We start from the raw sequence: 22,868 nt of genomic DNA on the forward strand, positions 1-22,868 counted from the left end.
GACTGGTAGTGGAAGTTGATGGTGAAATTCATGAATATCAGAAAGAATATGACGAAGGAAGAACAGCAGAACTGGAAAGACTCGGCATTACTGTATTTCGCTTTAGCAATGAAGAGCGGCGCTCTTTTACAAGTAGCCAATAAAGAGCCGCTCTCGATACTTGGGTAAAAAAAACGGTTCCCTTTAAGTGCAAAGCACCTAAGCAAGAACCGTTTCTTCATTCTAAGTGTATTCTTTTTATTCAGCTACAACTTTATTATCTAAATGTTTAGCAAGGAAGGTTTCCATGTTTCGATAGAAATCAAAGCGGTTTTCTTCATTTCTGAAACCGTGACCCTCATCGTCCTTCACAAGGTATTGTACATCTATTCCACGTGCCTTCATAGCCGCAACCATCTGATCTGACTCATCTATGTTTACACGTGGATCATTAGCTCCCTGAGCAACAAATAGAGCAGCTGTAATTTTATCGGCATGAAAAACAGGGGAAGCTGCCGCCATAAGAAGACTATCCTTTTCCGGATCTCCCACCATCTCATACAGCATTTCTTTATAAGGCTCCCAATAGGGCGGAATTGTATTCATAAACGTAAACAGATTACTTACACCAACATAATCAACACCACACTTATATAAATCAGGCGTATAAGCTAATCCGGCCAAGGTGGCATATCCACCATAACTACCTCCATAAATAGCTACCCGTTCTTTATCTGCAATACCTTTTTCAATCAGCCATTTTACACCATCGGTAATGTCATCTTGCATGGTCAAGCCCCATTGTTTAAAGGATGCTTCCCAAAAGGTACGTCCATAACCTGTTGATCCTCTGAAGTTCATTTGAAGAACCGCATAGCCGCGATTAGCTAAAAGTTGAATTTCAGGATTAAATCCCCAGCGGTCGCGAGCCCATGGTCCTCCATGTGGATTTACAACCAAAGGAAGATTTTTGGCTTCTATTCCAACCGGTAAAGTAAGGTAACCATGTATGGTCAATCCATCGCGAGAAGTGTATTTGATTGGCTTCATCTTAGCCATCTGTTTTTCATCCAACCAAGGACTCACATCGGTTAAATGCGTTAAACTACCACTTGCCATGTCAAAGAAATAATAAGCTCCTAACGAACGGTCGCTATAGGTACGAACCAAGAATTTCTCTTCTGCTTTATCGCTACTAGCAAAAAACACCTCGTATTCCGGCAATTTTTGCTGCACCTGATTATAGAGTTCCTTTGATTCTGCATCAAAGAAATGGCGACCGGCCTTATCGGTATAATAAGTAGCTGTTGTAAGCACTTTACGCTTGCGTGAGTAATACAATCCTTCAACATCCACATCAGCATGCTTAAAAAGAACTTCTTTTTCGCTTGCCGTAGCCGGATCAAAAATTACTATCTCAGCCTTATCACGATCAATATTTGAAGCTGCATAAAACATTTTATTATCGAAGGTAAAAAAGATCGGAGCCATCTGTTCCTTGAAGGAAGTCGTCAGGATACCTTTGAATTCTTCTTCTTCAGTATCGCGATACATCACGGTTTGGTTAATCATATCTGTAACAGCAATAGCCGCGCGTAATTTACCATTATGGTCAGTAATCCATTGCGATATATTACCAGGGTTTTCATACAACAAAGTCATTTCGCCTGTTACAATATTCAATCGGTATGGATCAAAAGCTTGTGGGTTACGCTTATTCATACTAATAATGATTTCTTCAGGAATATCACGAAGATCATCTATAATACCTGTACGAACATTTTCAAAATCAGTGAAGCATAACAAGTCAGAACCATCGATGTTAACACCATAAAGTTTGAAATTTTCATTTCCACCATCATCTTTCAGGTAAAGAATTCGGTTTTCGTTGGCCCAAAAATAATTTGATACATCACGATCCGTTTCAAAGGTAATTTGCACAGCTTCATCAACACCTACCTCTTGCACAAATACATTCATGCGATTTTGATAAGGTGCTTTAAATGAGAAATACTTTCCATCGGGTGAAATCTGAAAACTGGTCTTTTCAGCATTTTTAAAGAAATCTTCAACGGGAATAATTGGAGCTCTTTCTTCTTTAGGCGGAGCCATTTTACATCCAATAACAAGGATTAGCACAGTTGTTAAAACAACGAGAAAATTCTTTTTCATATTAAAGGGTTTAAATTTGAAAATATGTGATAGCTGTAAATTACGGATTCTTTTAATTGAATGCAAGCTAATTACGCCCATGGGAGCGACTTTAAATAAAACTAGCAAATAGTCGCAGTTTATCTGAGTCCGAGAAACTTAGAAGAAATCACTTCTCCCAAAGCAAGCATTCGACCCTGCAGCTCGTAAATCAAGCATGTTGCACACTTTCTCTCCTTCAGAAAAATCGCCTTGAAGTGTTTAGTACACTTTTCCCAACCCGTAATTAAGAAGATATCTTAAAACAAGTCATTACGCTGCATCCTTTGTTTTCCTTTGATTTAAGGCGAATATTACCCTGATGTTTTTGTAGAATGGAATACACAATGGACAAACCCAGACCTACACCTTGGCCAGGCTCCTTTGTTGTGAAAAATGGTGTTGTGACATTCTCAATATGTTCGTCAGCTATACCGTGCCCATTGTCTTTCACAAGCACATACAAACAATTATTTGAGAAGCGAGTAAGAATTTGAATGATGCCATTTTTGGACGTAGCATGAATGGCATTTAAGAGCAAATTAATATATACCTGATGTATTTCGCCACGATTACATTTTATAACTGAAGTACTGGCTAGGTAGTTTTTTTGAACCGAAATAGTATATTGAATTTCATTATTAAGCACCAATAAGCAGTTATCAAGTATTTCATGAACATCACAGCTTTCGTCACTATCAGTACTTTGATCGTTAAACATGTTTAAGCCATTTATTACTGCGGTCGATCTACTTACGCCTTCTTCAATCATATTAAGGTAATCACCATAAGAATCCAGAAAGTCGGGGTTCTCCTCCTTCATTTTCATCTCAATGGACATTTTTCCACCTCGAATGAAGTTAAGTGGGTTATTTAATTCGTGTGAAATACCAGAGGTAAGAATACCGAGTGAGGCCATTTTCTCCGATTGAATTAAATGTGCCTGCATTTCCTTTTGTATTTTAAGTGCCTTTTCTAAAGCCTCATGCTGCTCCTCAATTATTTCGTTTTTATTATATAAATCCTCATTGGTACTTTTCAGTTCCTCATTTATGGCTATCAGTTCATGGTTTTTATCTACAATGTTCTTTTGCTGATTTTCAATTTCATGTTTCTGCCGACTTAGAACCTTATTTTTCTGATGCACCAATCCATTTAATTCATCCTTTTCCTGATGTATCCGCAGGTAAATGGTTTGAAAAACACCAACAATAAAAAGCAAAAAGAAAGCGCCAAAATGTATTTGAAAGGCTTCGTCAATAACACCTCTTGATAAGGAGCAAGAAAACAAATAAGGATAAATCCATAGAGCAATAAAGAAACTAACAAACCATAAAAACAACGCACGTGCTGGCTTAATGATTGAGCCAAACAAAAGAGCTGCAAACATTTGTGATGCCAACCAATAAGGATGAAAATCATTAAGTAGCAAAAAACAAGTAAATAATATAGGTAGAGTAATACTTAGCGAAAATTCGAAGTACAGTTTCTTAACTAAGGTAAGTGGCTTTGATGGTCGATACAAAAGCCAGCCCAATGAAAGGACAGAAGCTACCAGGCGCATATATAAATCATCGTTTAGCCCAAATATATATTTATCAACAACGTGAAAAAGCAAATGCCCAACAGCAGATATTACCGCCAAAGCCCTAAAGGAGCGTTGAAGCAGGCCATAATCACTATTAAAATATATGCTTAGGTATTTTCGCATCTTACTTTTTTGTTTATCCTCTGTTTATCATTCCAGATTCAGTTTGTGCTCTGCATTACCCCTCTTTCAATGTCACTATTTCTGAACAATAGAGCCTTTAACGGTCGACTTCTCAATTTTGTTTGGAATTTTTGAGTAAAAGAAACGATTACTATCTCCATTCGATATTCTGAGCGCCCCATTTGTGTATCGGACTGACTCTTTACTTCGGACTGTCGACTTCGGACAGTCAGCTTTCAACTTCGGACTTCGGACTTTTTATCTTATCTTGCTTGTTCAAACGATATCAAACTATGATCCTGGTCTATAAATTCTTTAAAGAAAGCTTTCTGTTTGCCATAAATGCCTTGCGCTCTAATGTACTTAGAACAGTGCTTACGCTATCGGGTGTTACCATTGGTATTTTCTCCATCATCACCGTATTTACGCTCATCGATTTTATGGAGAAACAGGTAAGAGATAGCATCGAATCTTTGGGAGACAATGTTATCTACATTCAAAAATGGCCTTGGACTCCTCCTGAAGGAGAAACGGAATACCCTTGGTGGCGTTACATGAACCGACAGGTTCCTTCGCTTGATGATTACGAGCAAGTAGCTAAACGCTCACAACTGGCCGAAGAAGTTGCGTTTATAATGAATTCGCAACGTCGCGTGACCTATGAAAATAACTCCTACGACAAAGTTGGTGTAATGGGTGTTACCCATCGTTTCGAAGGTATCTGGAATTTTGAAATTGCTCAGGGGCGGTATTTCTCCTATTACGATTCAAATAACGGAACCAATGTGGCGCTTATAGGAGCCGACATTGCCAAAGAGTTGTTTCAAGACTTAGATCCAATTGGCAAGAGTGTTAAAATGATGGGGCGGAAATTTAATGTGATTGGCATAATTGAAAAACAGGGCACAGATATGTTTGGCAATAGCCTCGATAAGAATTTGATTATCCCAGTAAATTATGCCAAAAACCTGTTTAACCTGCGCAGCGAAAGTGTTCAGCCCTTTATTATGGTGAAAGCTAAAAAAGGCTATACTTCCGACGATTTAAATGATGAAATGGTAGGTATTATGCGTGCCATTCGCCGCATCAAACCTGCTGGCGAAAACGATTTTGCCTTAAACCGCATTAGTTTAATTCAGAAAGATCTGGATAAATTATTCAGTTTCATTGATAAGGCTGGCATTTTCATTGGTGGATTTTCAATACTTGTTGGAGGTTTTGGAATTGCCAACATTATGTTTGTATCAGTACGTGAACGCACTCGCATTATTGGTATACAAAAGGCATTGGGCGCCAAACGTCGCTTTATCCTTTGGCAATTTTTAATTGAAAGCACTATTCTTTCTTTAATTGGTGGAGTTGCAGGTTTACTCATTGTGTTTTTAATAACAATTGTTGTTGGCCTCATAGCCGATACAAGGGTGGCATTGAGCTTAGGCAACATACTCACTGGCATAAGCATATCCGCAGCTATTGGTATTTTATCTGGTTTTATTCCGGCATGGACGGCTTCAAAAATGGATCCGGTTGAAGCCATTAATTCCTTATAACAATGAAATCAAAAACATAAGAATACTAAACTTGTTATTCTAAAGGACAAAACTTAAAGAACTGTAGCGGTTTCTCAATCTGCCTTGTGCAGGAATATGACCCAAAAAACTCAAATAATAGTAATATGAAATTTATTCTAAGTCTACTTCTAGTGGCTTCAATTTTTAACATTGAAGCTCAAAATTCGAAGATCCCTGCTAGCTTTAGCAATATCAAGTACGATAATGAAGGTCGCTTGACTTTTAAAGATGGTGAAAACATTTACTATGCAGAAACGGCTCCTGCCAATTATAGTATCACCCAATTATTAGGTCAACCCATTGGCACCAAAACCGGTATTTTTTTCGATTTTGGTAATTTCAAAGGGACCATCACCTATGGTTTAATCCCATATGGTAAAGCACCTCATCCACTACCCGTATTCCGCTTTCAGTTACCTCTGGTAGATGGTAAAGTAGCCATTAATATAAAGGATAATTTTAAGTACCCCTACGATTTTGTGGGATGGTCAGAAAGTGGTCAGTGTGTACTCGGCTATCGTTTAATCAACGAAACTGGCATGATTGTTTTTGATGGTGAGGTAGCCATCTCGGGAACGGGTCCTTTCACAACTGTTCCGGTTATTTACGAAGGCCCATTCGTTAATATTGTAACGGACTCAACTGCTGTTATTTCTTTCAATACATCAGAACCATCAAAGGCTACTGTTGAAAGTAATGGCTTAGTTTATCCAAGTAATAAAATGACTAATTATCACGAGGTTAAACTGATAAACCTAAGCCCTGACACCCAATATGATTACACGGTAGATGTGGAAGGTTTTAAACAAACTTATCACTTTAATACGGCACCGAAAAGCGGCACACGAAAAGCGTTTAACTTTGCCTATACCAGCGATAGTCGTCATGCAACTGGCGGTGGCGAGCGAAAAATTTATGGCGCCAATTCATACATCATTAAAAAGATGGCTGCTGTTGCGCATCATGAGAAAGCCCAATTTGTGCAGTTTACTGGTGACATGATAAATGGCTATTTAACGCACAAAGAAGAACAACACGTGCAATATACCAACTGGAAAAAAGCTGTTGAACCATTTTGGCATTACATTCCCTTTTATGTAGGTCAAGGTAATCACGAAGCATTGGGACCGGCATTCTTTAACGTAGAAGGCAAATATATGGCGTCGATAGATGGTTTTCCTTATGAAACACACTCGGCTGAACAAGCCATGAAAGAAGCCTTTGTTAATCCAGAAAATGGCCCTATTAGTGAAGATGGAAGTAAATACGATCCTCGCCCTCGAAAAGTCGATTTTCCATCGTATAGTGAGAATGTGTTTTATTATACCTACGACAATGTTGCAATGATTGTTTTGAATAGCGACTATTGGTACACGCCTAGTTTAAGTAGAAACACAGCTACCAGTGGTGGTTTACACGGATACCTCATGGACAATCAGATGGCCTGGCTTAAAGCAAGCATATTAAACCTGGAAAATGATAGCAACATCGACCATATATTCGTGACGCAACACACGCCTGCATTCCCTAATGGTGGGCATAGTCGCGATGACATGTGGTACAGTGGCAACAACGATAAACGTCCTTATATAGATGGCAAACCCGTTGATAAAGGTATACTGGAAAGACGCGATGAGTACCTCGATATTTTAGTTAATCAAAGCACAAAAGTGATAGCCATATTAACTGGTGATGAGCACAATTATAATTATTTGAAGATTACAGAAGAGATGCCTCGCTATCCTGAGAATTATGAACCTGAAAAAATTGTTTTATCTCGCCCCATCTATCAAATAAACAATGGCGCTTGTGGAGCACCATATTATGCACAGGAAGTTCTGCCTTGGAGTGCTCACACAAAATCCTTCAGTGTGGAAAACGCAGTTTGTATTTTTACGGTTGATGGTTCAAGTATTAAGATGAAAGTAATCAATCCGGATACGCTAAATGAAATTGATAATTTAGAGCTTAGAAAGTAAATCAGAATAGTAATTGCAATATCTGTTTTTAACAGATATTGAACACTCTTCTGCGTTACAATTTACAACATACAAAAAATCTAGTTTCTATGATCTAACGATCTATATTTATGATAGAATACTTAATAAATGAGTGAGAAAGAAGAGAAGGATAGGTACTTTATCTATAATGAGTTGAATTTCGGCGTTTTGAAACTTACACCTGGCAAAAAGGGTTTGAATGAAATAAGCGAGGTATTACAAGCCATCCTGGATGACGATGATACCCGCCTAATTCATTTTATGCTAATTGATATTCGCAATTGTAAGTTTACATTCAAGCTTAAAGAGACGTTTCGATTTCTTGACTTAATTGGTAAGTACAGACACCTCAACAATCGTAAACGAATTGCCTATCTGGTTAATTCTCCTATCGAAACTGCTTTTGCCCATTTTTTCATCAAACAATTGGAGGGCCAACGGCGGGTTTGTTCCACGATGGAGAAAGCATACGAACACCTGAATTTGAATGTGAGTTTTCAGGAGTTTAATAAACTATCGGACATATAACCTTTATCCACCCAAATCCCACATATTAAAGGCAATGGATAAGCCCACCGAGAAAGGGTATAATTCTGGACCGGTATCTTTTTTAAATAGAGGAGTCATGTAATACGTGCCGTACAAGTTGATCGCTCTATACCCCATTCGAACCATTGCCCCATAACGCCAATCCTGAAGGTTATAATCACTGGTTGAACGTACTTTTTCTGGGCTTTCACCATCGTTATACTTCACACGAGTAAATGAATGCAAACGCACTCCACCAACAGCTCCTGCTGATACATAAAAGGCATGTCTATTTCGGTTGGTTGGAATTTGAAACTCCAACAAAAGTGGCATATTTAAATAAGTCGTTGACAAACGGTTTGAGCTAATTCCACGTATACTCAGGTCGTAATCAATGTTACCAGCTTCATCCTTTTTTAAAATATATGGCCCGGAAAAACGATAACTTCCATATTCAAGCCCTAAGCCTGTTACTAATCCAATATTTCCTCTCCGCTGTAAGCCAATGCTCCACTGCAAGAAATTAAAAGCAAAGGTATGGGACTTGTTTTGGTCAATGTCCATAAAAGATGATTCAGGTGGCAGATTGGTTGATCCATCTGGTGAAACATATGCATTAAAACCAAATTCCAAACCTGTATAATGCCCTCGAAAACGTCGATTGCGACTAACTCTTTCTTTTCGATAGCGATTAGGCCCCATTTCAATGTAGGTATTTGATCCCTGTTCTTCTATAATCACCTCTCCGCCCAGTATGCGAATATGCGTTTTCTCACCTCCTTTATCCTCAATGATAATGTGTTTTTCTTTTCCGACAGTTATGTTTGTCTCCGTTTTTGGTTTTTCGTCCAAAACTGCCTGCTCAATTGGAATATCAAGAACCTGTCCCTGCTCGTCAATCCACACCATTTTACCTTCTAACAAAGCTTTAGCCTTACCCTCTTCGAACGACCAAATATGCGAATACATGGGCGGAACAACTTCATTACCTGCCTCATCAATATAACCAACCTTGCCATCTTTCAATACACGTGCCCGGCCATTTTCAAACGACCATATTTGCTGATATTCACATGGTATTATTTCACTACCTACATTATTAACATAGCCAATCTTCCCATTTTTCAGAACACGCGCTCTACCCTCTTCAAACGACCATATTTGCTGATATTCACAAGGAATAACCGGATTGCCTTCTTCATCATAGAAACCCAACTTACCATGTTTCATCACCTTTGCCCAACCATTGCTACCAAACGACCAAACCTGATCGTATTCGGGCGGGATTACTATTCGTCCACTTTGATGATATACACCGACTTTCCCTTGTTTCAACACACGAAAAAAGCCCTTGTCATCAAGGTTCCAAACCTGATTATATTCACAAGGAACAATAACGGTTCCGGCATCATCAATAACACCAATTTTACTATCAAGCATAACGCGATAAATACCGTCGCTAATTTGCCAATGCCTATCGTAATTTGCCAAAGTACTATCAACCATTGATTGTGACTGAACAGACGATACAAAAGCAAACAGAGCAAGAATATATAGAAAGCGTAAATGCATGTTAGTGGTTAATTAATGATTAAAAACTTATTAGGGTCATTCCAATGGTATAAGGATGTAATTCCGGCCCTCCACCATTGGTATACAAAGTTGAGAAATTATAGGTTCCGTACAACTTGATGAAACGATAACCTACTCGTACCATAGCTCCGTATTGAAAAGGATTTATATTAATGTCCTTTTTGCTCTTCTCTTTATGTCGACTTCCTCCCTCGTGATAGGCCATTTTAGTATGCCCCCACAGGCGAAAACCACAATATGGCCCTGCTGAGATAAAGAAGCGATGGCGATCTTCAGTCGCCGGAAGTTGCCACTCGAGCAACAAGGGAAAATTCAAGAAAGCCGACATGATTTTATTCTTAGTCACTGCTTTGCTATCGGGCACTGGTACTCCAATGGTACTGCCTGTTTCAGGATCACGCTCGAAATAATACGGTTTATCTGTTCGGTAATTATACCAGGTTAAACCACTACCAACCACCAAACCAAGGTTGTTTTTGTAGCGTTGCAGTCCAATATTATATTGCAAAAAGTTAATGCCTACAGTAACTGCTTTACCCTGATTTAAATCCATGAATTGAGCATCGGCAGGTAAACTGGTTGAAAAACCAGAACTCATGTAACCATTAAAACCCAACTCAAAACCGGCCCAATGACCTTTAAATCGGTCTATTGGTATGCGTACCATACGAACTCTCGAACGATTATGATCTTCAATTACCTCAAAGCGACGAGAACCAATGGTGATTTTCGTGATGGTATCGTTAAAATCGTCTACCTCAACCTTTATACCAGGCACACTTACTTCAGTCTTGGCTCCTTCTTCATAGATGGTGACAACACGTGTTGAACGATCATTTCGCTTATCTCTATTTCTTTGTGCAGCAAGATTAAGGGTAAATGCTGTAAAAAGAACTATGCTTATTAATACTGATTTAGTCATGATTTCAGGTTTTACTTTATTTTCTTTATCCTACATTCTAACTTAGCCTTACAATCCCCGGAGATTTTTAAATTAAGAACATCAGTGAATGTTGATATCATCTTTCGAAGCAATATTATCTGTTTTTGCTTCTCACAAATCTAGGACGACCTACCCATTCTATTTGTTACAAGTCAAATAAAAATTAAAGTGAAAAACCCATAACCAACTTCCATAGCGTGGCCGATAAGCACTACTAATCAATGTACTATTTATCGCTCTGGAATCTTCTACTAATATATTCGCATCGTTTTATCTCTTATAGCTAAAACTTATTCACAGCTAGTTTGTTGAAAAGGCTCGAACATGTTTGAAATAGTATTCTATTGACAACACGTTTTGAGATAACCATAAAAACAAATTAAATGTCTGAGGCAGGAGAAGTAAAAGGAAAATCGTTTGATACTCTTTTGAATAAACTAAAACAAAAGATGCACAGCGTATATCATGAACGTAGCAATACGGATGATTTAGCTGTTAAAAGAGGAATGCCGCCATTTGCGATGCGCGAAATAATGTCAGCCAATCCATTTTCAGCAATCATTCCGAAAGAGTATGGCGGTTTAGGTGGAGATGTGAAAGAAAGTATTGCCTTAATGAGTGCTGCATCATATGAGTCATTAGCCTTATCGCTAACCTTTGGAATTAACATGGCTCTGTTTCTGCAACCTGTAATGAAATCGGCTCAAGAAGAAGCTAAAGCACAGGTATTGAATCGTTTTCTTACCCAACAGAATATGGGTGGCTTAATGATTACCGAACCAGATTTTGGTAGCGATGCATTAAGCATGCGTACTTCATTTACTGAGAATAATGGCAAATATCACCTTAAAGGCACCAAGCATTGGGCTGGCCTAACAGGATGGGCCGACTACTGGTTATTAACTGCCCGAAAGAATGTTGGTGATGGCAAATTAGCTCGCGACATTGATTATTTCATTTGTGATGTAACGCAAACCGAACAAGTTATTGAAGTAGAAGAGTTTTTCGAAAACCTTGGTTTATACCAAATACCCTATGGACGAAACAAACTGGATATACAAATACCACAAGTTCAAAAATTAATTCCTGAGAGCTCGGGTGTAAAAATGATGTTAGATTTACTGCATCGCAGCCGTATGTCGTTCCCGGGAATGGCCATGGGTTTTATTCAGCGCATGCTCGACGAAGCCATTACGCATTGCCAGCAACGTTTCGTGAGTGGCAAGGCTTTGATTAATTACGACCAAGTTCAACAGCGTTTGGCGGAATTGCAATCGCGCTTTACCATTGTATCTGCCATGTGTGTAAACAGTACCGAAAAAGCAGGCTTAAAAAATGACTTGTCGGGCATTGGTATTGAAGCAAATGCCGTGAAAAGCATTGCCACTGACATGATGCAGGCTGCTTCACAAACTCTGTTACAATTAGTTGGTGCCAAAGGTTATAAGTTGAATCATATTGCAGGCCGTTCAACTGTTGACAGTCGTCCTTTCCAGATTTTTGAAGGATCGAACGATATGTTGTATTCGCAAATTTCGGAAGCAGTATTGAAACTGATGCGCAAGGCTAAGCTTGATAATATATTGGACTTTGCCAAGGGTTTTGATTTGACTCAACGCGCCAGTGACATTGTGAAAGATTTGATCAACTTTAAAATTGATCAGGCCATGCCACAACGTAAATTGGTTGATTTAGGTCAGATATTTGGACGGGTAATTTGTATCGATCAGGTAAGCGCTCTTAATGAAAAAGGCTTTGACAAGAAGCTGACTGATGGTGCCGTTGAGTATCTAAGACAAGAAATATCAAACCTCATTTCGTCGTTTAACTATTCGAATAAAACACAAGTGATTGAGGATTATAAAGGCAATAGTGACTGGTTGAGTTTTGTGTAAAAGAAAATAGATGACATCTTTATGTCCATAGATGCCATCCGTATTAAACCCCAAAAAGGTTCCAATCTTATTCTGATCGGAACCTTTTTTGTCTATTCTGTATCTATATTTCTCTTTGTTAATGTAATTGGATACTTCTTGCGAATCTTCCTCTGCTCCTCGCTACTCATCTTGTCATAATCATCACCTTGCTTTTCACAATAATCACGTCGAATAGAATTAACGGTTGCAAATACTGTATTTACCGTTGTTAAATAATCATTGTAACTGGTTGCGTTTTCATATTCATAAAGCATCACATACTTTTCGTTACTTAAGATGTGCTTTTTCAGCTTTTTGGTCAGTAGATTTTTATCTATCGCTTTGCTACCATCTATTGTAAAAAGATTAATACCCCTATCGGCTAATTCGCTTTTCTCTAAAAACTCTGCATCCATTGGAGGCAACAACATAAAGAGCGCCAAGTCAGTTTCATTCTGAGCTTTATCCTCATGCTTAGCAACATAACCAATTTTCAGATAATTATTTTCACGCAAGGCTTGTTTAACCTTGTCCACGTAAACCATAAGCACCTCTTTATCAATTTCTAGAAGCGTTGTCATACGATTTAACTTAGAAGATTCAGGCTTTTCAATGTTTTTGCAAATGGCATCTAAATCGCTAAAATCACGCCTTTTCCCTTCAAAGAATAACTCCTCTCCAGAAAGAAACAGATGCATTAAAATCATATCCTTTCTATATTGCTTAAGCTCGGTTACCTTAGGGTAGGTTAGTTTTTGAAAATTTGCATCAAGCACTATATAACTCTCTCCTTTAGGAGCTTTCCTATATGTAACGATAGCTTCTTCATCCCAATTAATTATTAATTCTTCATTCTCAAATTCATAATTAACTTTTTGCTTTTCTTTACCATCTATCAGAATAAAATTCTTTGATTTTATTTTTACATCATACACAATAGAATTAATTACATTCTCGCTATCTAGAATCATTGTAGTTAACTTATTGTCACGTATTACTAGGAGTTGAGCTTGTCCTGATTGGCTATTCACTGACATCCAATCACCATTAAGCGAATTAGAAACAGTTGCTTTGTTACTTGCCATCACCTCATTGCTTCTACTTGTCATATCTGCAAATAAGAAGAAGGCGGCAATTAGTATTGGTACTATGGCTACGGCCTTCATTTTGGCCAGTAAGCCCGATTTATTTTTGTTCATCATGGCTATTCGTTTTTTAATTGATAATAAATTAAAATTATTTACCAGCTCAACTGAGCGAATGCTGATTAACTGACTCAGTAGTAGAGACTGATAATCAAATAACTCATGCCCTTTGTTTACCACTTGCCTGTCGGCAATGTACTCGTGACATGTTTTAATTGATTTCTGTATGCGCCATGTAAGCGGATTAAACCACTGGAAAATCGTAATGATTTGCGCCAGTATTAAATCCACAGAATGTTTATCGTTGACATGAACTTTTTCATGTTCCAGTACTTGTTCAAACTCTTCATTCTTTAGTATTTCCTTATTAACAAAAACCCAATTTAAAAATGAAAACGAAGGCATTTCTTCCTTCAGATAAATCAGATTTATCCCATCCGTTTCGCTACTGGTATTTTGTTTAATAATTCGACGTAAACTCCTCAATAAAAAGAGGAAACGAAAAGTAAAAAAGAGTACTCCTATAAAATAAATTATAAATATTATGCTCGATATTTTCCAGCTATTACTTGATTTAGCAGTATCACTTTTCACTTGATCCAACGGAATGACATTACTTTGATCGACTGCGAGATTGCTTGTTTCAACTTCATCTATAAACTCCGGATCGGTTATAAGAATTAGGTGTTCATAGTAACTCTTGAATTTCTCAATACCTTGACTTGTATCTTTTATGTACTCATAGTTTACCACATCCATTTGAATGGATATAAGCGGGATAGTAAGAGCCAGTAACATCGATCCTAGTAAATAGAAACGATTAAATGTGAAGTAGGTTTCTTTGCGAAAAAACACTACATAACCCAAATAAAATATACTTAGGCACAATCCCGATTCGAATAAGTAAAGTAGAAACTTAGCCATCTTTTTGCTGTTTTAAGTCTTCAAGCATTTTAATTACTTCATTGACTTCTTCGGTTTTAAGGTTTTTGTTTTCAGAGAAAAAGTTAACCACCTGTTTGAACGAGTCATTAAAATAGTTGTTTACCAGCGAACTCAATTGATTGCTTCGGTAATTGTCTTTCGAAATAAGCGGATAATATTCGTAGGTAGTCCCAAACTTATTAAATCCAACAATTTCTTTTTTTACCAAAACCCTTACAATGGTTGACACACTATTATATGGTGGTTGCGGCTCAGGAAATTTAGCCTGTATATCTTTGATGAAACCTTTTTCAAGCTCCCAAAGAATCTGCATTATCTTTTCTTCTGCTTTTGTTAAAGTTACCATTGTATTACTAAGTTAGTTAATCAGCACTACAAACATATAACTTAAATTTAAGTTTGTCAACTTATTTTTAAGTTAATTGACTTATGAATAAGTTTAAAGGGTCAAAACACCGACAAATAGGGCTCTGTAGAAAGTCATTTTATTCAGAAAAAATTCTATCTTTGAGTAAGTAGTATTAAAATCACACGAACATGAGCCAAGCAGATAGCGAAAAATTAGTAGTTGTATACGAAGGCAATCCAGTAGATGCTGACATCGTTAAACAAATGTTAGCCAACCACAATATTGAAGCAAACATCTTAAATCAGTTCACAAGTACTATTGCTCCTCACATCGTGCCGGAAGCAAGTGTAATTGTTATGGAAAAACACAAAGCCGATGCCTTAGTATTGTTACAGCATTTTAGTACGAGTAATTAATTTCGATTTAGGCGTTACTCATTAGTGTTAGTAAAATATGATTACTAAGAAAGTGTAAACTATGGAAATATTACCTGTCATTTTAATAATCTCATCCTTTGTTTTATATATTAAAGATCAATCATATTCCTTAGTATCGCAAAACGGTTATCAATTACAAAAAAGGTCAATTGAAAAATATAAAGGTTTGCCATTATTTGAACTTGATTATTTAATTGATGGAAATGAAATAACTCCTGATCATAGAAATGCACTAAAACGATACAGAAAATATAGAATTATAGGTCATTGGATACTATTTTCATCTTTCGTATGTGTTTTTTTCATAGGGCTCTTAAATAGTTCAACCTGATATACTAGCATAAGTAAATATTTAAGATAAGTATTAATCACCTTATGGATTCAAATTATTATTTACTTGGATGAAAGACCTCTGGAGAAGTTATGGGCAGTTCACAAACCTTGTTTTCACATTTATAAATTAAGGTCTGCCCTTTAACGTATCTGTCTTTCAACAAGAATATCTGGTCGTTATCCGAAACTGATCCTGCATAAACAACACCAGGTATTAATCGTTTTTGAAGCTGCTTTCTGTAAGAATCGACATCAGTACCGAGTATCGCTATTTCTTGCAAATGTTGATTATCCAAAACGGATAACAGTGCCCAACGCGCATAGTAACTTGGGTTCTTTTCGGCTTGCTCATACATCTTGGCTATCAGCATTTGAGCAATATCTCTAAACTCAGAGTGCTCACCTAACTGTGATAACTGCATCAGGTTTTTAGCCATAGTCGCCATGGATGATGGAATCACATTATCCTGCGCATCTGTTTTTCGTGCAATTAACTGCTCACCCTTATCGGATGTATAATAGATTACTCCCTTAGATTCATCATAAAAATCGCGCAACACAAGCTTATTAAGTGCTAATGCCTCTATGTAATAATCCGTGTTAAAAGTTATTTGGTATAAGGACAAAAATGCCTCAATCATAAGAGCATAATCATCCAGAAAGGCATCAATTTTAGCAACACCACTTTTTGAGGTACGCAACAATCTTCCATCATCCTGCTTTACAACCTTCAATAAATATTGCATGGCTCTCTCAGCCGCTTGTTTGTATTTATCGTCACCAAAGGCTTGGTATGCATCGCACAATCCTGTTATTGTTAAAGCATTCCATGCTGTCAGAATTTTGTCATCCAAACCAGGCCGCACTCTGCCTTTTCGTACCTCAAGTAGTTTATCCAACGATGCTTGTAGGTTTGTTTGAAAAGCCGGAAAATCAAGATTGTTGTTTGCTGCATATTCCTCACGCGTAATTGATCCATGAAGAATATTCACTCCATGCTCCCAATTACCACCGTCACTTATTTCAAAATATTTGAAGAAATGCTCATCCTCACCTAAAATTTCTTTTAACTCGCTTCTTGTCCAGGTGTAAAACTTACCCTCTACACCTTCACTATCGGCATCCAGTGCCGAATAAAAAGCACCTTCGGGTGATTGCAATTCACGCTGTAAAAATTGAAAAGTCTCCTCAACAATTCGCTCATACAATTTCTTACCCGAAGTTTTGTAGGCATTGCTGTATAATGATAAGAGCTGAGCATTGTCGTAAAGCATTTTCTCAAAATGTGGCGCAAACCAGCGCTCATCGACCGAATAGCGCGAAAAACCTCCCCCAGCCTGATCGTATATTCCACCAGAAGCCATTTTATCCAGAGTGAGGCACACAAAGTCCATCAACTCCTCATCCCCTTTTAATACACCCAATTGATGAGCTAAATTAAGTGATACCGGCATAGGAAACTTAGGTGCGCCACCATAGCCACCATAAGTATTATCAAAGCGAACCTTTGTATTCGAAATAATCAGTTCTTCATCAATACTAGGCACTGTTGTTACTATATTAGGGAAATCATTTGAGCGTATACCCTTGGTGAGCTGCTTTGCTTGATCCAATAATTTTTCTCGCTCATTCGTATACAAAGCACTCAAACTCGTTAACACTTCCAACCACTGATTCTTTGGAAAATAAGTACCTCCCCAAACCGGACGACCATCGGGCAAAGCGAAACAATTCAAGGGCCATCCTCCTCGACCTGTTAAGATCTGAACAGCCTCCATGTATATTTGATCCACATCGGGCCGCTCTTCTCGATCAACTTTTACACAAATAAAGTGTGCATTCATCAAATTGGCCACTTCTTCATCTTCGAACGATTCGTGCTCCATAACATGGCACCAATGACATGCTGAATAACCCACACTTATGAGTATCAATTTATCTTCATTTCTTGCCCTCTCAAAAGCCTCCTCACCCCAAGCATACCAATGGACTGGGTTATGTGCGTGTTGTAATAAATATGGGCTGGTTTCAGCTATTAATTTGTTCGAATTCATATTCGTTTATTTTGAGAATTGGGTGTTTGACAAGCAATAAATTGCACCATTCCAAACATTAGAATCAACCACCTTGTAGTCATAAATACCAAACGTTATCGCAGCATATCTGTTCAATAAGTCGTCAAGTATTTACTGCTTTGGCATTAATATTTTAAAAAAGCATATTAAATTTGTTTAATTTCAGTTCAATGAAGTACTTATTAATTATATCGCTATTAACCCTGTTAACAGGATGTCTTGGTTTGGATTCTAACCTGATTTCTGATAAAACAACCTATGGACCAAATGTGTCCTTAGCTGTTGGACAATACTTGGCACAATACGAAACCGTTGATGATCTGCCAATTATGACTCCAGTTTATGGTCACCCTTATACCTTTAGTGACACGGATACATTAGCTTTTAACATATCGGACAGCTTCGATTCACGCGAAAACATTGTTTCCATTTTGCTGCAGTTCGATATAATCAATCGATTCCCAGCAGACATACAGGTTAAACTATATTACATCGATGAAAATGGAACAGATATTTACCTAACAGCTGGCGATGGTATTGAATTGGTAGCTGCAGTTTTAAATGAGCAAGGTGAAGTCTTCTCACAAAATGGTACACTTACTAACTTTATGCTTCAGGAAGATCAAATTGATGGACTAATGACCACTGATAAAGTTGTAGTAGAAGTAGGTTTTATCGATTTTATATTAACTCCAGAGATAAGAGCTAATTTTAATGAATACATGGTTTTGACAGATTTAGGTGTTCAGAGCCAACTTATATTTGAGGATTAGCTGAATGAACAAAACCTTTTCCAAACAGCTTATCCTACTAATTTTAACACTGGTACCATTACCATTGCTGGGGCAGCAGAACCTCACTTTGTTTTTAATGCATGATTTGCCCCAGGCTAATTTTGTTAATCCTGCAGTAGCGGCCAAATGCCCAACCGTAATTGGATTTCCGGGTTTAGCATCGATACATGCCAATTATAGCAATACTGCCTTTACTCTGCAAGACATACTTGCCACAAATAACGATTCGCTCTATTTTAACCCAAGCAAGGCCATTGACCAAATGAAAGGTCAGGAATTAGTGGCAGCCGAAACCCATTATACACCCATCTATTTTGGTCGCTGGATAAAGCAATCCTATTTCACATTTTCGATCACCGAGAAAGTAATTAGCTATAATACCATTAACAGTGATGCAGCAAAGCTTGCATGGTATGGCAACTCCTCTTTTCTTAAAAAGGAGGCCTCTTTAAAAGGCATCAGAGGCAACGGTAATCACTACCGCGAATACGCACTTGGTATTGCAAGCAGAACCAGTGATCGAATGCGGATTGGCATTAAAGCAAAACTGTTATTCGGAAAGGGTAATGTTTACATGCCCAAAACCGAAGGAAGCATTCGAACCAATGAGCGAAACTTTCAGATATATGGTGATTTGGACACGAAAATAAATTCTTCATTTCCAATAGATGTGGAAACTGATGATGAGGGATATGTATCTGGTATTTCCTTAAAAGATAATGTTGATTGGATGGCTTACATGATGAATCGACGCAATTTGGGGTTTGCTATTGATTTTGGATTTATCTACGAATTAAATGAGAAAACTACTCTTTCAGGCAGTATGCTTGATTTAGGTTTAATCTCATGGAAAACAGACGTACATAACTTTGAGTCACGTGGCTCATTTCTTTATAAGGGTACTGGTGATGAGAGTGATTTTAACAACCCCAATTATTTTGAAGAATTGCGAGATAGCTTCGAAGACGAATTTGAGCCAATTCCTTCACAGTCGACCTATATCTCAAGATTAGTTCCACAAGTGTATCTGGGAGCAACACATACGCTTAATAAACATCTAAATGCTGGCGTTGTTGTTCGTAACGAGGTTTACCGTAACAAATCGCATAGCTCTTTAACCCTTTCGGCCAATACCATGAACTATAAGAAGCTAAACGGCTCGGTTTCGTATTCAGTTATGAACGGGAGTTATTTGAACTTTGGTGCAGGTATTGGCGCTAAATTGGGAGCAGTTCACATTCATGCCATAAGCGATAATTTATTAGCCTTTACAAATCTTTCAAACACAAGAAATGCCAATTTAAGAATTGGCATTAGTATTATTCCAGCTTGCGATCCGAGTGTAATGAAACCCAAGTCAAAAAATGGTATCTCCGCCTTGCCATGTTACATTAGCCCATATAAGAGCGATCGTAAAAAGAAAAGACGAAGATAAGTTTAGCTATTGCATTTTAACTTTTTTGGCTTCTTCTAAAATTACAGGGTATGAATAACCAGCACCAAAATCCTTATTTAATCCTAGCTTACCAATAAATGTTACTTCATCACCAACAGAGAATAACTCATCCGTAGTTACGGTTAAGTCAAAATCGCCATTGTAGTTGCTGCCATCTTGAATATGCAACCAGTTAACACCTAATATGCCATTATTTACTTTCACAACTTTACCTCTCACAGTTACCCGTTTATCGGCAAAATCTTTCTGATTCTCGAAAATACGAGCAACACTTACTGCACCCTCTGGCTGGTCAATTGAAACATCCGTTTTACTAACAGCAGATTGTTTATTCATTTTTTCCTGAATGGCCTCTTGCACAGGCTTAACTGCTTCGTAACGGATAGATTGCACAAAATAAACCGTTTCAAAAACGCGGCCCAATGCCTTACTTTCAAAATTTTTCATTTCTAAACCGCCATCGTAATATATTGTTTCCCCTTTATTTACAACTTCCTGAGGAATAGCAATCCAATTCTCTGCGCCATTCTCTTCTACCAATAAATAAGTATACGATGCTGTTTGTATTACATCGCTTACCTCACCTCGGTGAGTTCCAAGAGGTAATTGTTCATTCGATTGATTTTTCTTAGGGGCATTCTGACATGATGAGACTACAAGAACGAGTGCGATTATCTGAAGCTTTAAAAATGTACGCATTGAATAATGAGTTTTTGAGATTTATATTAATTCACCTATCAAACAAGAAAGGTAGTAGCATGGTTCAAAATCATCTTTTGAATAAAGACTAATAACTCAAATGTAGTAAAAGTTAAGGTTCATTCGTCTTACTCCATAAAAGGAGTAATTACTAAGAAAAATACCTAACTTTATATTACACTTTAATCCTTACACCATGACAACAGAAGATCCTTCAATCAAAAAACTAAAAAGTTTTGCCAATCGCACCAACCGAAGTGTTCATTGTTCGGTGCAAGCCTATCCTACTAATGCTATGGCACGCGTTCGACATCATCAGCGGCTTTTACACATACCCAACAACGCAGATAATACAAGCCTATTAGTCTGCCATTACGATCCTAAAAAAATTGGTGACCTAGAAATATATTGTGGCGTCTTCTTTCCTGTTTCATCCAAAGATAAAATTGTAATACGACAAAAAGATATGTTGGATAAAATCAATATCTTTTCTAAAAACAAACGAGCTAAAACCGGTTACTCGGTTTTTGACTCTAAAACAATCATCAGTGAATGCTCTGACCATAGTCGATTAAAAATATTTCAAAACCAGAAAATTCAAGAAAAAATACTCGAAGCATTTGGTTTAGATTTAAGAATGAAAGCTGGACTGAATGCCATGAGTCTTGATTACATTAAAGAATTGGAAGGCAAACCACATTTAGGAATATACATTACCGGTGAATGGATACTTGAAGATGAAAAGCTCGAACAATTATTTAGTATAGCTGAAACCATCAGGAGTCAGATTTTGATGAATAATTAACATCTTCACTAAAAGCATGAAAACCACAAAACTGTACAGCATTATTCTGGTCGCTTGTTTATTTATAATCAGTGGATGCACGCCCAAAAATAAAGACAAGTTAGAGCTTCGGATTTTTGCTGCCGCCAGTTTGGGCGAAGTAACTAAAGCATTGTCTGATTCTTTTCAAACCAAGTTTGAATGTACTGTTAAAACAAATATTGCTTCCAGCGGAACACTGGCCCAGCAGATTTCACAAGGCGCAAATGCTGATATTTTTTTATCTGCAAATGAGCTTTGGATAAACTACCTTGACAGCCTTGGCTATCTGAAACAAGCTAAAAAAGTGGACTTTGCAGAAAATAAGTTGGTGCTGATATGCCATAAGAGCTTAAAAATAGATCCAGTTTCCATCGATTCGGCATTTAACATCAAAACTCTGATTGGTAAGGGTAGAATTGCGATTGGTAATCCTAAACACGTACCGGTGGGACAATATGCACAACAGACGATCAATCATTTTAGGTGGAGAAAGGTTATAGAAGAGAATATCATAACTGCTAATAATGCGCGTTCAACATTGATGTTGGTTGAAATGGGTGAAATACCATTTGGCATCGTTTACCGTTCCGATGCCTTACATTCTGATAAAGTAAAACTTATAGGTACCTTCCCATCTCATTCGCATGAAAACATTGTATACATAGCTTCATCATTAAATAAAAATAAAGCATCAAAGGCATTTATTGAGTTTATTCAATCTGAAACCGCAAAAAGCATTTACGTTGAACAAGGTTTAAAACCCTGAATAATATTTTAATATCTTCTCTTGAAGTTCACAATCTCAAATTAAACGCAACCACTTCTATTATTATCCATCATACAACTAAAGATCAAGGTTATGAATCAGACTCAATTAATCCTCATAATAATTTTAATTATTACCTTAGGTTGCAATGATGCGAATGACATTCCTATAGTAAAAGATATTTCTTTTGAAGAAATTGCCAAAAGTGCATTATACGGGAATGGTGAAGAAGGAATTTCTCAATCGAACATGGTAATTCAAAATGAAAACGATTGGAAAAGTTTAATGACAAAAATGGATTCTTATAATAACGCTACGGAGAATTTCAATAAAAAAAACGTAGATTTCGATTCCTATACTATAATTGCTGTTTTTTTAGAAATAAAAATGTACGGTCATGAAGTAGGCATCAATAAGGTGACAGAAAAAGAAAATCATTTATATATTTCAACCATTGAAAAGCAATCTATGGCTACAGTAATTTGTCAACCTTATAGTATAATTGAGATACCAAAAACAGAATTACCGATTATATTTGAATAATAAAGAAAAAGGCTTTTGAATTATACAACAATTAAAGCCCTAAAGAATGCTTATCTTTTGGCATTGATT

The 22,868-nt window shown here is 37.3% G+C and carries 19 protein-coding genes; 11 read left to right on the forward strand and 8 right to left on the reverse strand.

Features of this window, described 5'->3' with window-relative positions:
• Positions 1–8: 8 nt before the first annotated feature.
• Positions 9–143 (forward strand): DUF559 domain-containing protein, encoded by a 135-nt coding sequence (locus ACRD7B_RS17270; protein WP_430825908.1) that lies wholly within the window; start codon positions 9–11, stop codon positions 141–143.
• Positions 144–237: 94 nt separating this feature from the next.
• On the opposite strand, the gene ACRD7B_RS17275 is transcribed toward ACRD7B_RS17270, so the two are convergent.
• Positions 238–2,151 carry a S9 family peptidase gene (locus ACRD7B_RS17275; protein ID WP_430825860.1) on the reverse strand — a complete coding sequence of 638 codons (1,914 nt, stop codon included), beginning with the start codon at positions 2,149–2,151 and terminating at the stop codon, positions 238–240.
• Positions 2,152–2,416: 265 nt separating this feature from the next.
• A complete protein-coding gene (locus tag ACRD7B_RS17280; protein WP_430825861.1) occupies positions 2,417–3,880 on the reverse strand; it encodes a sensor histidine kinase in 1,464 nt (487 codons plus the stop codon).
• A gap of 293 nt (positions 3,881–4,173) precedes the next feature.
• Here ACRD7B_RS17280 and ACRD7B_RS17285 point away from each other — a divergent pair, with 293 nt between their 5' ends.
• From ACRD7B_RS17285 to ACRD7B_RS17295, 3 genes are all read left to right on the forward strand, one after another.
• Complete coding sequence (locus tag ACRD7B_RS17285; RefSeq protein WP_430825862.1) at positions 4,174–5,430, forward strand: ABC transporter permease; 1,257 nt, start codon at positions 4,174–4,176, stop codon at positions 5,428–5,430.
• Between the two features lie 125 nt (positions 5,431–5,555).
• Positions 5,556–7,430: a metallophosphoesterase family protein gene (locus tag ACRD7B_RS17290; RefSeq protein WP_430825863.1), complete on the forward strand. Its 1,875-nt coding sequence runs from the start codon at positions 5,556–5,558 to the stop codon at positions 7,428–7,430.
• Positions 7,431–7,559: 129 nt separating this feature from the next.
• Entirely contained in the window at positions 7,560–7,979 is a 420-nt protein-coding gene (locus tag ACRD7B_RS17295) for a hypothetical protein (RefSeq protein WP_430825864.1), read from the forward strand.
• 3 nt (positions 7,980–7,982) lie between these two features.
• On the opposite strand, the gene ACRD7B_RS17300 is transcribed toward ACRD7B_RS17295, so the two are convergent.
• Together ACRD7B_RS17300 and ACRD7B_RS17305 are read right to left on the reverse strand one after the other, a co-directional pair.
• Positions 7,983–9,551, reverse strand: coding sequence for a WG repeat-containing protein (locus tag ACRD7B_RS17300; RefSeq protein WP_430825865.1), 1,569 nt, complete (start codon positions 9,549–9,551; stop codon positions 7,983–7,985).
• Between the two features lie 19 nt (positions 9,552–9,570).
• Positions 9,571–10,494, reverse strand: coding sequence for an outer membrane beta-barrel protein (locus tag ACRD7B_RS17305; protein WP_430825866.1), 924 nt, complete (start codon positions 10,492–10,494; stop codon positions 9,571–9,573).
• Positions 10,495–10,898: 404 nt separating this feature from the next.
• On the opposite strand from ACRD7B_RS17305, the gene ACRD7B_RS17310 reads away from it, so the two are divergent.
• A complete protein-coding gene (locus ACRD7B_RS17310; RefSeq protein ID WP_430825867.1) occupies positions 10,899–12,410 on the forward strand; it encodes an acyl-CoA dehydrogenase family protein in 1,512 nt (503 codons plus the stop codon).
• Between the two features lie 92 nt (positions 12,411–12,502).
• On the opposite strand, the gene ACRD7B_RS17315 is transcribed toward ACRD7B_RS17310, so the two are convergent.
• Together ACRD7B_RS17315 and ACRD7B_RS17320 are read right to left on the reverse strand one after the other, a co-directional pair.
• The gene (locus ACRD7B_RS17315) at positions 12,503–14,500 is read right to left on the reverse strand and encodes a M56 family metallopeptidase (protein ID WP_430825868.1); all 1,998 of its coding nucleotides are present in this window, start codon (positions 14,498–14,500) and stop codon (positions 12,503–12,505) included.
• Complete coding sequence (locus ACRD7B_RS17320; protein WP_430825869.1) at positions 14,493–14,867, reverse strand: BlaI/MecI/CopY family transcriptional regulator; 375 nt, start codon at positions 14,865–14,867, stop codon at positions 14,493–14,495. Before ACRD7B_RS17320 ends, ACRD7B_RS17315 begins: the two co-directional genes overlap by 8 nt.
• Positions 14,868–15,058: 191 nt before the next feature.
• Here ACRD7B_RS17320 and ACRD7B_RS17325 point away from each other — a divergent pair, with 191 nt between their 5' ends.
• Positions 15,059–15,286, forward strand: coding sequence for a putative signal transducing protein (locus tag ACRD7B_RS17325; RefSeq protein WP_430825870.1), 228 nt, complete (start codon positions 15,059–15,061; stop codon positions 15,284–15,286).
• A gap of 410 nt (positions 15,287–15,696) precedes the next feature.
• On the opposite strand, the gene ACRD7B_RS17330 is transcribed toward ACRD7B_RS17325, so the two are convergent.
• Entirely contained in the window at positions 15,697–17,694 is a 1,998-nt protein-coding gene (locus ACRD7B_RS17330) for a thioredoxin domain-containing protein (protein ID WP_430825871.1), read from the reverse strand.
• Positions 17,695–17,885: 191 nt separating this feature from the next.
• Between ACRD7B_RS17330 and ACRD7B_RS17335 the strand changes: the two genes are divergently transcribed.
• Together ACRD7B_RS17335 and ACRD7B_RS17340 are read left to right on the forward strand one after the other, a co-directional pair.
• Positions 17,886–18,488 carry a hypothetical protein gene (locus ACRD7B_RS17335; protein ID WP_430825872.1) on the forward strand — a complete coding sequence of 201 codons (603 nt, stop codon included), beginning with the start codon at positions 17,886–17,888 and terminating at the stop codon, positions 18,486–18,488.
• Between the two features lie 4 nt (positions 18,489–18,492).
• Positions 18,493–19,944, forward strand: coding sequence for a DUF5723 family protein (locus ACRD7B_RS17340; RefSeq protein WP_430825873.1), 1,452 nt, complete (start codon positions 18,493–18,495; stop codon positions 19,942–19,944).
• A 6-nt stretch (positions 19,945–19,950) separates the two neighbouring features.
• Here the strand turns inward: ACRD7B_RS17340 and ACRD7B_RS17345 are convergent, their stop codons facing one another.
• Positions 19,951–20,664: a hypothetical protein gene (locus ACRD7B_RS17345; protein WP_430825874.1), complete on the reverse strand. Its 714-nt coding sequence runs from the start codon at positions 20,662–20,664 to the stop codon at positions 19,951–19,953.
• 196 nt (positions 20,665–20,860) lie between these two features.
• Here ACRD7B_RS17345 and ACRD7B_RS17350 point away from each other — a divergent pair, with 196 nt between their 5' ends.
• From ACRD7B_RS17350 to ACRD7B_RS17360, 3 genes are all read left to right on the forward strand, one after another.
• Positions 20,861–21,469, forward strand: coding sequence for a hypothetical protein (locus tag ACRD7B_RS17350; RefSeq protein ID WP_430825875.1), 609 nt, complete (start codon positions 20,861–20,863; stop codon positions 21,467–21,469).
• 16 nt (positions 21,470–21,485) lie between these two features.
• The gene (gene modA / locus ACRD7B_RS17355) at positions 21,486–22,256 is read left to right on the forward strand and encodes a molybdate ABC transporter substrate-binding protein (RefSeq protein WP_430825876.1); all 771 of its coding nucleotides are present in this window, start codon (positions 21,486–21,488) and stop codon (positions 22,254–22,256) included.
• Positions 22,257–22,349: 93 nt separating this feature from the next.
• Positions 22,350–22,799, forward strand: coding sequence for a hypothetical protein (locus ACRD7B_RS17360; RefSeq protein WP_430825877.1), 450 nt, complete (start codon positions 22,350–22,352; stop codon positions 22,797–22,799).
• Positions 22,800–22,868 lie beyond the last annotated feature (69 nt).

It is taken from the genome of Carboxylicivirga fragile, from assembly GCF_050589805.1.
In the GTDB taxonomy this organism is placed as follows: domain Bacteria; phylum Bacteroidota; class Bacteroidia; order Bacteroidales; family Marinilabiliaceae; genus Carboxylicivirga; species Carboxylicivirga fragile.